Consider the following 16,759-nt stretch of genomic DNA (forward strand, 5'->3'; position numbering starts at 1 on the left):
CGGAAGGTGGCGTATTGCTGTTCATTTTTTTGCTGCCCATACTAAGCTTTTCTATAGACATGCTATGTATTAATAGATATGATTATGGATGTCAAAATAAGATACTACATACTGGAAAAGGTGCAGACTCTATCAATCTAGTCGTCTGCTTAAAAGGGAAGTCCGGTGCAAGAGTCCGGCGCGGTCCCGCCACTGTATGTGCGGAGCGTTTCTTCTATAAGCCACTGCCCCGAAGGTAGGGTGGGAAGGTGAAGAACAGCGATGAAGCATTAGCCAGGAGACCTGCCTTTTTCGTGAGCGTTTCTATTCTTCGTGGGGTAAGAATGTGGAACATATACAGATGGACTGTTGGCAGGAAGCAAGCGCCGCAGCCTCAATTTGTAATCTTCCCTGACCGCCCTCCAAAGGGGCGGTCTTTATGTTATGCGTCTTATTCCCGGCAGTACCCATTCTTATACAGAAAGAGGTTAAACAATGAAGAAAATCATGTCTTCCAAGTTTGTAGCACTTGGGCTGGCCTTATTCATGGTCATTTCAATTCTAGGAACATCTCTTGCTCCGGCGGGACAAATATTTGCAGAAGCGGGCGCTGGCGCCGGTCTGGAGGCAACTGCCGCGGAGCGGATTAATGTTGCGGATGCGACTTATGCGGCTGCGGAATATCTCTTGAAAGGTGGCGTGCAATCGGATTGGCAAGCCATTGGATTAGCGCAAGCAGGGTACAAGCTGCCGGCTAGTTACCTTTCAGAGCTTGAGAAAAAAGTAAAGGATGCAGCTGGCGATTTCACCAATGTAACCGATTATGCTCGAATCGTGCTCGCAGTGAGAGCGATTGGTGCAGATCCTACTAGCTTTGCTGGTAACGGAACGACTCCTGGCTATAATCTGATTGAGAAAATCTATAATAATAGCAAGCTCAGTGAACAGACGCTTAATAATCCGGTATATGCTTTACTTGCGCTGGATTCTGGTAAATATAATATCCCAAGTGACGCGAAATGGACGGCGGATAAGCTCCTTACGGAGATTCTCTCCAAACAGAATCCGGATGGGGGCTTTGCACTAACCTCAGGTGCAAGTGAGCCTGATATGACAGCGATAACCTTGACGGCTCTGGCGGCACATAAAAATAATCCCGAAGCCTACTTAGCAGGGCTACAAGCCGTAGCTTGGTTATCTACAGCTCAAGATAGCCATGGGGGTTACGGTGACAGTGCTGAAAGTAGCGCACAAGCAATCCTTGGACTCACCTCCTTCGGAGTTGATCCTAGTGGATTAGAATACACCAAAAACAAAGTGGATCTAATGGAGAACCTGCTTAGCTATCGTCTAGCTGATGGTAGCTTCACCCATAGCCGTGGTGGAAGCAGTAATATTCTGGCGACAGAGCAAGGGCTTCAGGCGCTGGTTGCCTATAATTTGCTATATAAAGGAAGCAACAGTAAGCTATACGATTTTTCCAAATCCTCCATTCAGAGCTCACTCATCTACGCTCCAGTAACGATTGAGGGACCACAGGCCACGTTGGCACAAGGGTACGCCTATGCTGGCAACGCACTTGGAGCGTTAGAGAAGCTGGCGCTTCAAACGAACTTGCCGATCACAAATCCTTCGGGCAGTTATGTGACTGGCATCGGAAGTATTGCTGCTGGAAGCTTTGGTGGTTATGACGGATGGATGTATGTTGTATCACGTGACGGAAAATGGATTAATCCCGATGTAGGCATGAGTGATTTTGTACTTAAAGATTCAGATCAGGTACTGATTTATTATGCCGGAGATGACACTAAGCTTGTGGATTCCGTTACGCTTTCCAAAGCAAATCTTAAAGAGGGCGATTCCTTTACCGTCACTGTAACTAGTAAGACGTGGAAATGGGACGCTGCTACGAACACTTCCTCTCCTGTAACTGCAAAAGCTGCGGGTGTTCAGGTCCAAATTGGAGCTCAGACGGTAACGACGAATACTAAAGGTGAGGCCGTATTCTCAGGAAATATGCCCGCAGGTGACTATACACTGACTGTAACTGGCTACCGTGAAGGCAAAGCCCCAACGATTGCTAAATATACAAAAGCTCTAAAAGTGATTTCTAAGAATGTAACAGCTTCGCTAACCGTTGAAGGCCCGGAAGGGTTGATTAGTGAGGGGACTTTGAAAGCCTCCAATGCCCTTGAAGCGTTGCAACAACTAGGGTCTACCGATGATTTTAAAGTGGATATCACCAAATCGTCTTATGGCAACTTTGTATCAGGTATCCATGGAGTTTCGCAAGGTACTTACGACGGATGGTGGAGCTTCGTGGTATCACGCGGCGGGGAGTGGATATATCCAAGTGTGGGTATGGATGCGTTCGAACTACAGGAATCCGATCGTGTGCTTGTCTATTATGCAGGAGAAAATACACAGGTTGTAGATGCTGTGGTGCTTACCCCATCACAGCCAAAAGCTAATGAAGCTTTTACTGTAAAGGTTTCACAGAAAAAGTGGGTGTGGGATCAGGAAAGCTTCACTTCTGATCCGGTTACCTCACCAGCTGCAGGTGTGCAGGTTTCGATTGGTGATAAGAAGGTAATCACGAATGAACAAGGTGTGGCTATTGTTGATGGGGGTCTCCCAGCAAATAGCTATACAATAACTGTTACCGGTTATGCTAAAGATAGCGTACCGAGCGTAGCGCGTTATACTCAGTCTCTGACTGTCGGATCGTCTGTTATTGCTCCAGCAAAAGCTACCGCTACCCTCTCAGTGATTGGAGATAGCCGGAGAGGAACCATCCTAGCCAGTACAACAGTAGCTCTAAAAGAGGGCGAAACGGCTTATAGCTTACTAGTCAGTCAATTAGGGACTAAGGTAGTATCATCCGGCAACGCTGGAAGCATCTACGTGAAATCTATTGACGGGTTGGCTGAATTTGATGGAGGCCCAAGCAGCGGATGGAAGTATAAAACGAACCGGGATGCGGATCCAAGCATCAGTGCAGACAGTTATATTTTGCAGAACGGTGATACTTTGTACTGGTACTATACCTCTGGAGAATAAGGAAGAGGAAGTTTGATTAGGCGGGCACACATGGATTCGGAGTAATAGCGGATCGGGTGCCCGCCTTTTTTTATTTGAGGAAAGTCGTTTTATGACAATATATACTTTTATTCGACACAATATTTTAAAAATCATCAAACTCTTAGCCCTTCCGACCGATAAAAATAGATAGATCATAAGATAATGTGAAGGCGGAGTGTAGATGAAAAATTTGAAAGTGAAATACAAAATAGGGCTGCTTTTGGTATTCGCAGTAATTATGGTGAATGCTGTAGGGGGCATAGGCATCATCACAATGAACAAAATGGCCGAAAAGACAAATGAGACATATAATGAAAATTTATTGCCTGTTTCTTACGTAGGGCAGATGCGTACGAATAATAGGGCTATTGAATCCTATCTTTTGGAGCGTTTGATTAGCGTTGATGCCAGCAAAAACAAAGAACTTTCTGAGAGTATCCAAGTGAAGGTTCAAGATAATAATGAACTTATGAACAAGGTGAAAGCGATTCAGTATAATGATCCTGCTATTGTAAGTAAAATCAAAGAGTATGAGTCCTTTTTGCCAGATTATCGTGCACAGCGGGATAACATTATAAAGATTGCTGATAGTAATCATAATCAAGAGGCCTATAAAGTATTTTCAGGCGAATTTAACGAATCCCGTGAAAAAATGATCAACCTGCTTAAAGGAATTAGTGATTCTTTGCTTAAAGATGCTGATGAACACAATTCAGGTTCCATGGCAACCGCTAAAAGCATGCGTGTAAACAATACCAAAATGATTACTTTCGCTTGGGTGATTTGTATCTTGATTAGTATTGCAATCATTCGCCTGATAACAAAACCGCTTAAAGAACTGCAAGGACTAATGAAGCGGGCAGAAGATGGAGATTTGACCGTGGTAGCAACGTATACCGCCAAGGATGAGATCGGCCAAATTAACAGTTCATTTAACAATATGCTGCAGGGCTTGCGGAAGATGATGCAAGGGATTGCAGAGAGTGCAGAACTGCTGTCAGCTTCATCGGAAGAGATGAGCGCTAGTGCTGAGCAGACCTCATTGGCTTCACAAATGATCGCTGTATCTTCTGGAGAGATTGCTGCGGGATTTGATGAGCAGACAGAGAGCATTAACAGTACAACACGTTCTATAAAAGCAATGACCAATGATATTGCAGCCGTAGAGGGCAGCAGCTATGAAATGTCGGATCTTATGGGAGTAGTTTCCGGTTCATCGGATCGTGGAGTAGAGGCTGTAGACCAAATCATTGTGCAGATGAAGGAAATTGACCTCAGTGTAACTCAGAGTCAGGAGATTGTTTCTAATCTGGGGACATTGTCACAAGAGATTAATACAATTATTACAACGATTAACGGTATTGCTACACAGACGAATCTGCTTGCGCTCAACGCTTCTATAGAAGCAGCACGGGCCGGTGAGCATGGACGGGGATTTGCTGTAGTTGCTGGAGAAATTCGTAATCTGGCGGAAGCAACTAGAAATAGTTCTTTACGGGTTACAGATATTATTACACATATTCAAAAGCAAACCGAAAGCGCAGTAGAATCCATGGCTATGGGTACTGAGCTAGTCACCAATGGCGTAGTTCAAAGTCATCTGGTATCTCAAGCTTTTCATGAGATTCAGACTTCCATTAAAGAAGCTACCTTACAGACAGCGGAGATTAGAGAAGCGGTTGCTCATGTGGCCATGGAATCACAAGGTGTCGCAGCAGCTATGGAACAGGTCAACGTTATATCTAGTAAAGGTGCAGAAGGTGTTCAGGACACAAGTGCAGCGAGTCAGGAGCAACTATCCGCAATGGAGGAAATGTCGGCTTCAGCTCAGTATTTAGCGGTGCTCGCAGAAGATCTGCAAAAGACATTGTCCAGCTTCAAACTATAGACTTCATAATATTGTTAAAACCAGCAGAGCAGCGGTTCTCCAGTAACGGAGATCGCTGCTCTGCTGTTTGTGGTTATAGCAGATTGGGAGCAAGTGCGAGCCAACTGATCTCAGTTGGTCAAGGGGGAGGGATGTAAGCTGGTCTCAGTAGGTCAGGGGGGAGAGATGTAAGTTGGTCTCAGCAGGTCAAGGGGGGAGAGATGTAAGTTGATCTCAGTAGCAGTAGCTCAGGAGCGTATAGACGTAGGCTGGTCCCAGCAGGTTGCGGGCAAACATATGCTATGTGATCTCCAGCGACACTAGTGGTAAGACGGAGGCGTGGAAACAATAAAAACCTTGGAGATGATCGGTATGCTCGTACCCTGAACCTCGTACCCCTAGTGTTCCCGGCTGATCTCTAGTTTTTCAAACACACTGTCTACTTGATATTCCCCAGTTTAAGGTCATCTGGGTCCGATGCGTGGGCTCATATCCATCCCCATATGCTATCGGACTCAGTAGCCGCTATTCGCCCATTTATCGCCTTTGTAGCGAAGTTTCGGACACCAGTGCAGCTATTGGTGTGGAAAACGCTGATAACTGGTGTTTTTTGCACCAATAGCGGCTATGAGGTCCGATAGCATCCGAAATATAGTTAAATCCAGCAATTAAGGTCATCTGAGTCCGATAGCGTGGGCTCATACTCATCCCCATATGCTATCGGACTCAGTAGCCGCTATTTGCCCATTTATCGCCATAGGAGCAAAGTTTCGGACACCAGTGCAGCTATTGGTGTGGAAAACGCTGATAACTGGTGTTTTTTGCACCAATAGCGGCTATGAGGTCCGATAGCATCCGAAATATAGCTAAATCCAGCAATTAAGGTCATCTGGGTCCGATAGCGTGAGTTCATACTCATCCCAACTGGTTTGGCGGACACAGCAGGCGCCCTTCGCTCATTTTGTGGCTTGGGAGTGGAGTTTCGGACTACACAGTAGCCGCTATTCGCATATTTGTCGCCATTGGAGCGAAGTTTAGGACTCAGTAGCCGCTATTTGCCCATTTATCGCCATTGGAGCGAAGTTTCGGACACCAGTGCAGCTATTGGTGTGGAAAATACTGATAACGGGTGTTTTTTGCATCAATAGCGGCTATGTGGTCCGATAGCACCCGAAATAGAGGCAAATCCAGCAATTAAGGTCATCTGGGTCCGATAGAAAAACTCGGGAGCATGAATGTGATCGGATTAAACAAAAATTAGTGTTTAGTTCAAGACCTGAAAAAAGAGGGAATCCCAACAGCTAGTTCACAGCTGTTGGGATTCCCTCTTGATTTTTTCAAAAAAACTCAGCGTGTATCCTTCCAGAAATTCAGAGGTTTCAGATCTGAGCTAATGACGTGGAATGTATAGCCTTCTTTTTTCAATGACTCTAAGATACGCGGAAGTACTTTAAGTGTAGCTTTTTGATCATGCATCAGAATCACTGGATTGGTCTGCGATTTCTGCAGCTTATGAACCTGATTCATTACCGAATTATAGATCGTCGTACTAGCATCCTTGTATTTCCAATCCTCTGAGTCCACGTTCCAATCCCATAGATGATAACCTTGAGCCAGCACTTTATCTCTAAAGGCCTTTGTGAAATAAGGCTTGCTTCCATAAGGAGGACGAATCAGTGTAGTGCTTTGACCTGTAATCTTTTTCAAAATGGCGTTATCGTTATCCATCTCTCCCAGCGCAGCCGCAGGTGAAGCATAAAACTTCTCTTTCCGGTGCGTCATTCCATGCAATGCGAGAGCATGCCCTTCATTCGCAATCCGTTTCACTTGCGCAGTATGCTGGTTCATATTCGGTCCGATCATGAAAAAAGTTGCCTTCGCATCATATTTTGCCAAAATATCAAGCAATGTAGAAGTTGTAGCCGTTGGCCCATCATCAAAGGTGAGGTATACGGTCTTACCTTGCTTCCCAACAGTTGGCGTAGAAGTTCCAGGAGTTGCGCTTGGCTTCAATTCCTTTTTAAACTTACTTACAAATGTTGCATCATCTAATGTAGCCGAGCCATCTTTTACACGCAATAAATATTGATCTGCTTTAAAAGAAATTCCAAAACCAAGATAAGAGGTCAATTTCAGTGGAACCATTGTTTTTCCGTTTTTCAAAAATGTACTCATGGATATGGTCTTTCCATCGCCTAGAGTAGCTGTTGCATGATCATTCAGCAGTTTGATTGATCTGTTCTGACCTGTAACTTTTATCCCATCGCTCACTCCAGTTAGCGTTAACTTAAGTTCCTGTGATAGATCACGTAGAGGAACGTAATAGGTATCTTTTACCGAAACTGCTTCAATAGTTGTTAACTTATCGTTCACACCTAACCTAAGGGAGCCTGCACCTGCTGCATTCACTGAATCTATCGCTCGTATTGATCCGGAACCAATGAATAATACGATTAATAATAGCCATACTTTCTTTAAAGACATCGTCAAAAATCTCCTATCTATGTATATTTGTCTATTACCTTAACATACATTGATAGAATGAAATTTGAGAGATTGTAACCCCCAGCAGAATAATTTGTTACCTTTTAGAAGTTAACTGTGATTTCAACCACAATCATAAAAAGCACGCGACTCCGGCTAAATACTGGCGCATCAACAAAAAATGGTTAAAATCACCCTGTTTTGCGCAGAATAGATGTGTCTAAATTAGCAACTTTAGTAAACTATTGAACAAAGTTTGAACGGAATTTTTCAACCCATAAACAGCGCCGTTACAGTGATCTTTATCATACTATTAGAAACTTGTAACAAATTGATCACACATATTTAACTTGTTCGCCATTATTAAGGTCTTTTTTAGGCTAAATGGAAAAATAAGTCTTTTGCTTTCTTCCCCATAAATTCTTACTATATATTAAGGTTAATGTTGAGGGTTAATAAAAGAAGTATTGAAGGAAGGAGCTTAAGCATGAACAAAAAGGGACCGTTATACGCTTTATTTCTCAGCCTAATTTTACTCTTGCCAGGATGCAGTTCAATCGCTGTTCTGAATCCGAAGGGGCCGGCTGCAAGAACTTTATCTGACACGATCATTCTCTCCATTGTTATGATGCTCGGCGTTCTGGCAGTTGTCTACATCTTATATGTCTTTGTGCTTTTGAAATACCGTGCTAAAAAAAGCAACGAAGATTATATTCCTCCTCACGAGGAAGGAAACAAATGGCTGGAGGCTATCTGGATTACCATTCCGATTATTATCGTGGCATTCCTCTCCGTAGTCACCGTCAAAACAACAGTAGATGTAGAAAATGTTGCAGCGGATTATAAAGATCAGAAACCGCTTGTAATTTATGCTTCCTCCTCTAACTGGAAATGGCATTTCAGCTACCCAGAAGAAGGTATCGAAACAGTAAACTACGTTAACATTCCAGTTCACCGCGCTGTAGAGTTCAGACTGTATTCTTTCGGTACGATCTCAAGTCTTTGGATCCCACAATTGGGAGGACAAAAATACGCGATGAGCGACATGATCACAACCTTGCATCTTTCAGCTGATACTGTAGGTTCTTATGTCGGAAGAAATGCGAACTTTAATGGTAAGGGTTTTGCCCACATGGAGTTTGAAACACTTGCGATGACAGATAAGGACTATCAGGAATGGGTGAAAGACGTTAAAGAAACGGCGGGTCCACTGACGGAAGATGAATTTAAAGGTCTTTTGGAAATGGAACATGTCGGACGTAAAACGTATACGAATACTCACTTATCCTTTAGCCCGCCTCCGGGAAGCCATGGTGACCATATGAGTAATGGTGGCACTGAAATGGATACGGATAACGGAAGTATGGAGCATCAGGATAATAAAGAAATTCACCCGACTCCAGCACCATCCAGCGAGACGGAATTCAACACCGAGCCTAATCCAGAACTGGATGAGCCGACACCTAGTTCTCCATTAGAAGAGAGCACAACACATGACGGACACTAGTCAATGTTAATTGAACAACTTGAAAGGAGCGATTCCTAATGGATTGGGATAAATTTAAGGTCCACGGCGAACCCCTGATATACGGAGCTATGGCAAGTATTGTTCTGGCTACAATCGGGATTATCGTCGGCCTGACCTATTTTAAAAAATGGGGATATTTATGGCGCGAATGGTTGACTACTGTTGACCACAAACGTATTGGGATTATGTATATCCTCGCTGCATTGCTTATGCTTTTCCGCGGCGGCGTTGACGCTATTATGATGAAGCTGCAAACAGCAGCCCCGGACATGAAATTTCTTGACGCACAGCATTACAACGAGGTATTTACAACACACGGCTTGATTATGATCCTTTTTATGGCCATGCCGTTTATTATCGGTCTGATGAATGTTATCGTTCCGCTGCAAATCGGTGCTAGAGACGTTGCCTTCCCGCGTCTGAATGCTGTCAGCTTCTGGCTCTTCTTCTTTGGAGCTATGCTGCTTAACATTTCGTTTGTTATCGGGGGATCGCCAGATGCTGGTTGGTCCGCATATTTCCCGCTAGCAAGTTTAGAGTTCAGTCCAACGGTGGGTAATAACTATTACTCGCTCGCACTACAAATTTCAGGTATTGGTACGCTCCTCACAGGCGTTAACTTTATTGTAACGATTCTGAAAATGCGTGCACCAGGCATGAAGTTGATGAAAATGCCGATGTTTACTTGGTCCGTATTGATCACCAACGTAATTATCGTATTCGCATTCCCTGTGCTTACGGTTGCACTCGCGTTGATGATGTTCGACCGGTTGTTCGGCTCTCAATTCTTTACGATGGCCAATGGCGGTATGGATATGTTATGGGCCAACCTGTTCTGGGTATGGGGTCACCCTGAAGTATATATCGTTGTCTTACCGGCATTCGGTATTTATAGTGAAATTATCGCCACCTTCTCTAAAAAGAACCTGTATGGATATACATCCATGGTATTCAGTATGTTGATCATTTCCCTCTTGTCCTTCCTAGTATGGGCTCACCATTTCTATACAATGGGTCAAGGTGCTATGGTTAACAGCTTCTTCTCGATTACAACCATGGCCATTGCCGTACCAACAGGTGTGAAAATATTTAACTGGCTATTCACCTTACGAAAAGGGCGAATAACCTTTACGACACCTATGCTATACACCCTGGCCTTTATTCCGATCTTTACGATTGGTGGGGTAACAGGTGTCATGCTGGCTATGGCCAGTGCCGATTACCAGTACCATAATACGATGTTCCTGGTTGCCCATTTCCACTACGTTCTTATTCCGGGTGCGGTCTTCGCCGTTATCGCAGGGTTCCATTACTGGTTCCCTAAAGTATTCGGTTTCCGTCTGAATGAACGTCTTGGCAAGCATGCCTTCTGGTGGATTATCATTTCCTTTAACGTATCGTTCTTCCCGCTGTTTATTCTCGGACTTAAGGGCATGACCCGTCGACAATACACCTATTCTGCGGATACCGGATTTGGCCCGCTGAGTATGGTCTCATTCGTAGGTGCGATCGGTCTTGCTATTGGATTTGTAATCCTGGTTTATAACATTTACTGGAGTACTCGTTACGAACCAAGAGATACTGATGGAGATCCGTGGGATGCACGTACTTTGGAGTGGGCAACGAAAAGCCCGATTCCAGCTTACAACTTCGCAGTGGTTCCAAATGTAAAAACACGCGATGCTTACTGGTCTGCTAAACAAGATAAAGTACCGCTTTTTGAAGATAAGATTACTAAGATTCATATGCCTAGCAACACAGGAAAACCATTTATTCTGGGTGTTATCTTCTTCATTGCAGGGTTCTCTCTGGTCTTCAGTCTTTGGATTCCAGCGATCCTCTCTGGAGTAGGTATCCTCATTGTTCTAGCTGCTATGTCCTTTGATCGGGATCACGGATTCTACATCCCAGCAGAAGAAGTTATTGCTACTGAAAAGAAATTGCGGGGTGAGACAGTATGAAAATAGATGCGTCTAAGCCGCTTGAATACTCAACAGAAGAGAATAGTAATAAAATCTTTGGCTTCTGGGTTTTTCTAGGAGCGGAGATTGCACTGTTCGCTACGTTGTTCACTGTTTATTTTGTAATGGTAGACCGTTTTGCCAGCGGCCCTAGCGGGCCGGATCTTTTCGAAATTGGTCCAGTAATGATCGAAACATTGCTGCTGCTGACAAGTTCGTTCACGATTGGTCTTGCAGTTCATGCCATGCGGCATGGTTACCAAAAAGCCATGATGGTCTTTTTCGGACTAACCCTTCTAATGGGTCTCGGCTTCCTTGGTATTGAAATCACGGAGTTTGTCACTTATGTTCACGAAGGGGCTACACTTCAAACCAGTGGTTTCCTATCCAGTCTCTTTGTACTGCTGGGAACACATGGAGCTCACGTATCGTTCGGGTTCCTGTGGGGTGCGGCTATTCTAATCCAGTTGAAGCGTCAAGGTATTAATCCGGCTACGGCCAATAAATCCTTTATCTTCTCGCTGTACTGGCATTTCTTGGACGTTGTCTGGATCTTTATTTTCAGCTTCGTCTATCTGAAAGGACTGATGTAGCATGATGAAGCAATTGTTTCCAATTCGCCATGTGATGGGTTTCTTAGCCTCTCTTGTCCTTTCTGTGGCTGCACTTGCTGTAATCTACCTTGATCTATCCAACACTGCGAACATGGCTATCCTGCTTGTTACAGCCCTCATTCAGGCTTCCTTGCAGCTCTTCCTGTTCATGCATATTGGTGAATCAGCAGATACCAAGAAAGAACTTTACATCAATATCGCCTATGCCTTATTCGTTGGTCTAGTTACGATATTCGGTACGCTCTTCATCTTCGTATGGGGCTGGTATGCTTAATTACAGTCACTAATACTCAAAGGGACGTCTCTAAAGCCAAAATGGCTTAGGGGCGTCTCTTTTTTTGCGTTTATTTAGGAGGTTTATTGTAGCGGATGCCCGGAAATGTGCGTCTTTTTAGGCAATAGCCGCACTGGAGTCCGGAACTTCGCTCAATAGGCGAAAAATGTGCGAATAGCGTCATCTGGGTCCGAAAGCTACGGGGGATGAGGATGGCACGGCGCTGTCGGACTCAGATGACCTTAAAAGCGGGAAACAGCGGCGTTTGGAGTGGTAACGGAACCCAAAGCCGCTATTGGTGTGAAAAACGCCCAAAATGAGCGCCTTTCTAGGCAATAGCTGCACTGGAGTCCGAAACTTCGCCCAAAAGGCGGATAATGTACGAATAGCGGTATCTGAGTCCGAAAGCTACGGGGGATGAGGATGGCTCGGCACGATCGGACTCAGATGAGCTTAAAAGCAGGAAACAGCAGCGTTTGAGTCCGAAAGCCCCGTGAGACAAGGTCGGCTTGGCGCGATCGGACTCAGATGATCTTAAAAGCGGGAAACAGCGTCATTTGGAGTTGTAACGGACCCCAAAGCCGCTATTGGCATGAAAAACGCCCAAAAGAGCGTCTCTCTAGACTATAGCTGCAGTGGAGTCCGGAACTTCGCTCAATAGGCGAAAAATGTGCGAATAGTGGCATCTGGGTCCGAAAGCTAGCGGGGATAAGGGGGCTCGGCGCGATCGGACTCAGGTGAGCTTAAAAGCTGGAATCAGCGACATTTGGAATGGTAACGGACCCCAAAGTCGCTATTGGCATGAAAAACGCCCCAAAAGAGCGTCTCTCTAGACTATAGCTGCAGTGGAGTCCGCTCAATAGGCGAAAAATGTGCGAATAGTGGCATCTGAGTCCGAAAGCTACGGGGGATGAGGAGGCTCGGCGCGATCGGACTCAGATGACCTTATAAGCGGAAATCAGCGGCTTTTGGAGTTGTAACGGACTCCAAAGTCGCTATTGGTGTAAAAAGCGCCCGAAATGAGCGTCTTTTTGGGCAATAGCTGCACTGGAGTCCGAAACTTCGCTCAAAAGGCGGATAATGTACGAATAGCGTCATCTGAGTCCGAAAGCCACGGGGGTGAGGTTGGATCGGCGCAATCGGACTCAGGTGAGCTTAAAAGCAGGAATCAGCGTCATCAGGGTCCTAAAACTACTGTGGACGAGATTGGCTCGGCGCGATCGGACGTAATTTTGATTAATAGCAAGGAATAGATAAATCCCGAAGGAAAATCTTGGGGATGTTTTTGTTGACATATAAATAAAACTGTATTAATAATAGTAGTACAGTTAGTACACATCATAATGGATTTAATGCAAGATAGTGGAAGGAGGAAGGTTATGTTCGAACTGGACGTTCGTAGTCGGAAGCCGATTTATGAGCAGCTGACCGATAAGGTCAAGGAGATGATTCTGCATGGTATTTTGCAGACGGATGAACAGCTACCTTCTGTAAGGACGTTATCCCAGCAGCTAACCGTGAATCCCAATACGATTCAGAAGGCTTACCGTGAATTGGAACGTGAGGGGTATATCTATTCATTACAGGGGAAAGGAAGTTTTGTAGCCCCGATGAAAAAAGAACAAAATGCGATCAAAAAAGCGGAAGTCCGGAACGAGTTGCTGAGGCTGATGGCGGAGGCGGTATACCTTGGGTTCACCGCAGCTGAGATTAGTTCTTTGTACCAACAAGTGGAGAAGCAAAGAGAAGGAGGGAAGAGTGATGATTGAGATTCGGGGAGTCAGCAAGTTATTTCAAGGCGAGAAGGCAGTCGACGATATCTCTTTAACGGTACATAAAGGAACAATTTATGGGCTGCTCGGCTCTAATGGCGCGGGCAAAACAACGCTGCTCAAAACATTGGCGGGCATCTACTCTCCAGATAAGGGGACCGTGCGGGTGGATGGTGAAGCGGTTTTCGAACACACGACGACTAAGCAACGGGTTATTTTTATGCCGGATGCTCCTTACTTTTTCCCACAATCCACCATGCTGCAAATGGCGGCATTCTATCGCTCGATTTATCCGAGCTGGAATCAGAAGCGTTTTGAAGATTTGGGAACCGTATTTCAGCTCGATAAAAAGCGCAAGCTCAGTCGTTTCTCCAAAGGGATGCAGCGGCAAGCGTCATTCTGGTTATGTTTAAGCTGTATGCCGGATGTGCTGATTATGGATGAACCGATTGACGGATTAGATCCGGTGATGCGGCGTCAGATCAAAAACCTGCTATTTCAGGAGGTTGCTGAACGCGAGCTGACGGTAATCATATCTTCCCATAACCTTCGTGAGATTGAAGATCTGTGCGATCATGTCGGGATTATGCATGGTGGGAAGATGTTGATTGAGAAGGATCTGGATGATCTTAAGGCGGATACACATAAGATTCAAGTGGCGTTTCGGGATGAACGGCATGAGATTCCGTTAGCTGCCAAGCTACAAGTTCTGCATCAAGAGCGCCGGGGAAGTGTGAACCTATATATTGTAAAAGGGGATCGTGAACGGATCAAAGCGGCTTTTCAGGTGTACGAGCCATACGTATTCGATTTGCTTCCATTAACGTTAGAAGAGATCTTTATTTATGAAATGGGGGATGTCGGATATGATGCGCAGCCATTACTACTTTAATAGCAGTATTTTTCGCCAGAACTTCCGCCAGCATGGCTGGATAGGGATTATATATGCACTCGGCTTATTATTTGCACTTCCATTACAGCTCTTCATGAGCAGCAATCCGGATGCAAAACCGCAGGAAGTTGATCATTTATTTCGCATAGCTGGTAGTGTGCAAGCCTTGTTTATCATTACGATCCCAGTTGCCGCAGGACTATTCTTATTCCGATACCTTCAGGCGAAATCACCCGCAGATCTTTGGCATAGCCTGCCTTTACGCAGAGAGCATATATTTACAGCTCATCTGACGAGTGGACTTACCTTACTATTGCTGCCTGTTTGGTTAACTGCTGGGGTGGTTGCCGTTGTTAAGCCGTGGAGTGGTAATTTTTATATTTTTCAAGGCGCAGATATTTGGCAATGGTGTATTACAGTTAGTATTCTGACTTTGTTCCTCTTTTGCTTTAGTGTTTTTGTGGGAATATGTACGGGCCAATCTATTCTTCAGGGAATTATCATTTATATTTTGCTTATTCTTCCTGCTGTACTGATCTCATTAATCCACAGCCATTTAGCTATGTATCTTTATGGATATGCAAATGCAAACTCTAACTTGCGTGATTCTATTTCGCAGATATGGTCTCCTTTTGTTCATATCGTGTATTATTTTACCGGCAAACCCTTCACCAATACAGAATTATGGATTTATGGGGTATTGGCACTTCTATTTATCGGGTTGTCGTACCTGTTATACCGTAAACGTAATACGGAAAAAGCGGGTCAGGCTATTGCCTTTGGATATTTCAACCCACTGTTTAAAGCAGGGGTTATGTTATGTGCCATGCTTATTGCCGGTAATTATTTTGCGCAAATGAAGCAACAGCAAATGGGCTGGGTGATTGGTGGATATGCCATCGGAGCCATTATTGGTTATGTTGCCGCAGAAATGATTGTTCGGAAAACATGGCAGATTATGACGCGTAAAATGGTAGCTGAGTTTGCAGTTTATGCGGTAATGATAGGGTTACTTCTGTATATCCCGGTATCAAGTGTTACGGGGTATGAAGCTAGAGTGCCTTCCGGTGATAAGATTAGCGGTGTATATATGGGAGCTAACTACCGGTTGTATGCCCCAACGGATGATTTGTACACTACAGCCTACATGGGGCAGAACCCTTTTTCCGATGATAAAGATTATATAGAAGCTGTCCGTAAACTCCATCAAGCGGTAGTTGCGGTACGTCCAGAACTTACCTCACAACAATACGTTTATGAATATTTTACTCTGGCTTATCAATTGGAGAATGGTCACAAGCTAGTGAGGGAATACTGGATCCCTAATAAGGGGTTTGAATCAGAGCTCAAGGCGGTTAAGGATACCGAAGCTTACAAGTATGAAAAGTATAATTTAGCTCTCTTAGACAAAGACCTGGATTTTATGTGGGTTACTAACAGGAATAAAAAAGTAGCCATTTCTGATCCCGGGGAAATTTCAGAGCTAAAGGAGATTATCAAACGCGAAATTTCGAATATGTCCTACGAAGTACAGATAGATAAGGATGGAATACCTGATGTGGCTAATATCCAAACAGAGGTAAAGGCAAAAGAGGACAGCAATCAAGTTTCTTCAAGTTATGGTTATAATTATCCATGGAAATCTTCTTTCCATGAGCTTGAAAAGTGGATGAATGAAAAAGGTTATGCCGATAAAATACAAATAACAGCTGAAGATATCCAATCGGCAGAGATTATAAAAGATGATTATATGGACGAGCAAACACCTAAGAACCCTACTAGTCCTGAACAAAGAGTAGCGCTTGCACGCGAAAAGAATCGTACGGCTGTTACGAAGGATAAGACATTATTAACAGATATTTTGGACCATCATTTCCATTATGGTGTTGAGAATGGCAACTACATTGTGAAGTTGATGTACAAAGAGGGTTATAGCGATTTCGTAATGTTAAAAGAATCGGATATGACGCCTGAATTGAAGGCATTGCTGAAATAAGTTAAGAATAAGTTAAGAATTAGTTTAGAATAAGGTAAGTAAAAGATTACAGTTAAAAGACTACTGGTTTACATAAACTGGATAGTTGGATTATGCTTTTGGAGATACGATAAGGATGAAATGGAACTTTCAGGTCAGCCTCTGAACCAGTATATTCATTTCCGGTAAAATAACATCGCTGTATTAACTGGTAAGGAGTTTTGTATTTAGGTGAAGCCCGACCATGGACGATAGAGTCCATGGTCTTTTTTGTATAGTAAGAGGTAATACATGGATGTGTGATTGCTGTAATGCCTCTGGAATCTGCTTCG

Annotated in this window: 10 protein-coding genes and 1 riboswitch; of the genes, 9 read left to right on the forward strand and 1 reads right to left on the reverse strand. The window is 44.2% G+C overall.

Translation table 11 applies throughout. From position 1 onward, the window contains the following. The first annotated feature begins 101 nt into the window (after positions 1 to 101). Positions 102 to 305, forward strand: a riboswitch (cobalamin riboswitch). A 169-nt stretch (positions 306 to 474) separates the two neighbouring features. Next, entirely contained in the window at positions 475 to 3,039 is a 2,565-nt protein-coding gene (locus MHH46_RS04740; RefSeq protein ID WP_076129585.1) for a DUF4430 domain-containing protein, read from the forward strand. Between the two features lie 202 nt (positions 3,040 to 3,241). Further along, positions 3,242 to 4,948: a methyl-accepting chemotaxis protein gene (locus tag MHH46_RS04745; RefSeq protein WP_076194450.1), complete on the forward strand. Its 1,707-nt coding sequence runs from the start codon at positions 3,242 to 3,244 to the stop codon at positions 4,946 to 4,948. 1,326 nt (positions 4,949 to 6,274) lie between these two features. Here MHH46_RS04745 and MHH46_RS04750 read toward each other — a convergent pair. Next, a complete protein-coding gene (locus tag MHH46_RS04750) occupies positions 6,275 to 7,411 on the reverse strand; it encodes a polysaccharide deacetylase (RefSeq protein WP_076194154.1) in 1,137 nt (378 codons plus the stop codon). A 487-nt stretch (positions 7,412 to 7,898) separates the two neighbouring features. On the opposite strand from MHH46_RS04750, the gene qoxA reads away from it, so the two are divergent. The 7 genes from qoxA (at position 7,899) to MHH46_RS04785 (ending at position 16,448) form a co-directional block, all read left to right on the forward strand. Beyond that, positions 7,899 to 8,918, forward strand: coding sequence for a cytochrome aa3 quinol oxidase subunit II (gene qoxA / locus MHH46_RS04755; protein ID WP_036680822.1), 1,020 nt, complete (start codon positions 7,899 to 7,901; stop codon positions 8,916 to 8,918). A 38-nt stretch (positions 8,919 to 8,956) separates the two neighbouring features. Continuing rightward, the gene (qoxB, locus tag MHH46_RS04760; protein ID WP_076194156.1) at positions 8,957 to 10,900 is read left to right on the forward strand and encodes a cytochrome aa3 quinol oxidase subunit I; all 1,944 of its coding nucleotides are present in this window, start codon (positions 8,957 to 8,959) and stop codon (positions 10,898 to 10,900) included. Next, positions 10,897 to 11,493 carry a cytochrome aa3 quinol oxidase subunit III gene (qoxC, locus tag MHH46_RS04765; protein WP_042124373.1) on the forward strand — a complete coding sequence of 199 codons (597 nt, stop codon included), beginning with the start codon at positions 10,897 to 10,899 and terminating at the stop codon, positions 11,491 to 11,493. Before qoxB ends, qoxC begins: the two co-directional genes overlap by 4 nt. Positions 11,494 to 11,497: 4 nt before the next feature. Further along, a complete protein-coding gene (qoxD, locus tag MHH46_RS04770; RefSeq protein ID WP_036680878.1) occupies positions 11,498 to 11,788 on the forward strand; it encodes a cytochrome aa3 quinol oxidase subunit IV in 291 nt (96 codons plus the stop codon). A 1,379-nt stretch (positions 11,789 to 13,167) separates the two neighbouring features. Next, on the forward strand, positions 13,168 to 13,557 hold the full coding sequence (locus MHH46_RS04775) for a GntR family transcriptional regulator (protein ID WP_036680827.1): 390 nt from the start codon (positions 13,168 to 13,170) through the stop codon (positions 13,555 to 13,557). Further along, a complete protein-coding gene (locus tag MHH46_RS04780; protein WP_076194159.1) occupies positions 13,550 to 14,452 on the forward strand; it encodes an ABC transporter ATP-binding protein in 903 nt (300 codons plus the stop codon). Before MHH46_RS04775 ends, MHH46_RS04780 begins: the two co-directional genes overlap by 8 nt. After that, positions 14,406 to 16,448 (forward strand): hypothetical protein, encoded by a 2,043-nt coding sequence (locus MHH46_RS04785; protein ID WP_143762782.1) that lies wholly within the window; start codon positions 14,406 to 14,408, stop codon positions 16,446 to 16,448. The genes MHH46_RS04780 and MHH46_RS04785 overlap by 47 nt, the downstream gene beginning before the upstream one ends. The last annotated feature ends 311 nt before the right edge of the window (positions 16,449 to 16,759 follow it).

Origin of the sequence: Paenibacillus sp. FSL H8-0175 (genome assembly GCF_045040615.1) — a bacterium.
GTDB lineage: Bacteria > Bacillota > Bacilli > Paenibacillales > Paenibacillaceae > Paenibacillus_AQ > Paenibacillus_AQ odorifer.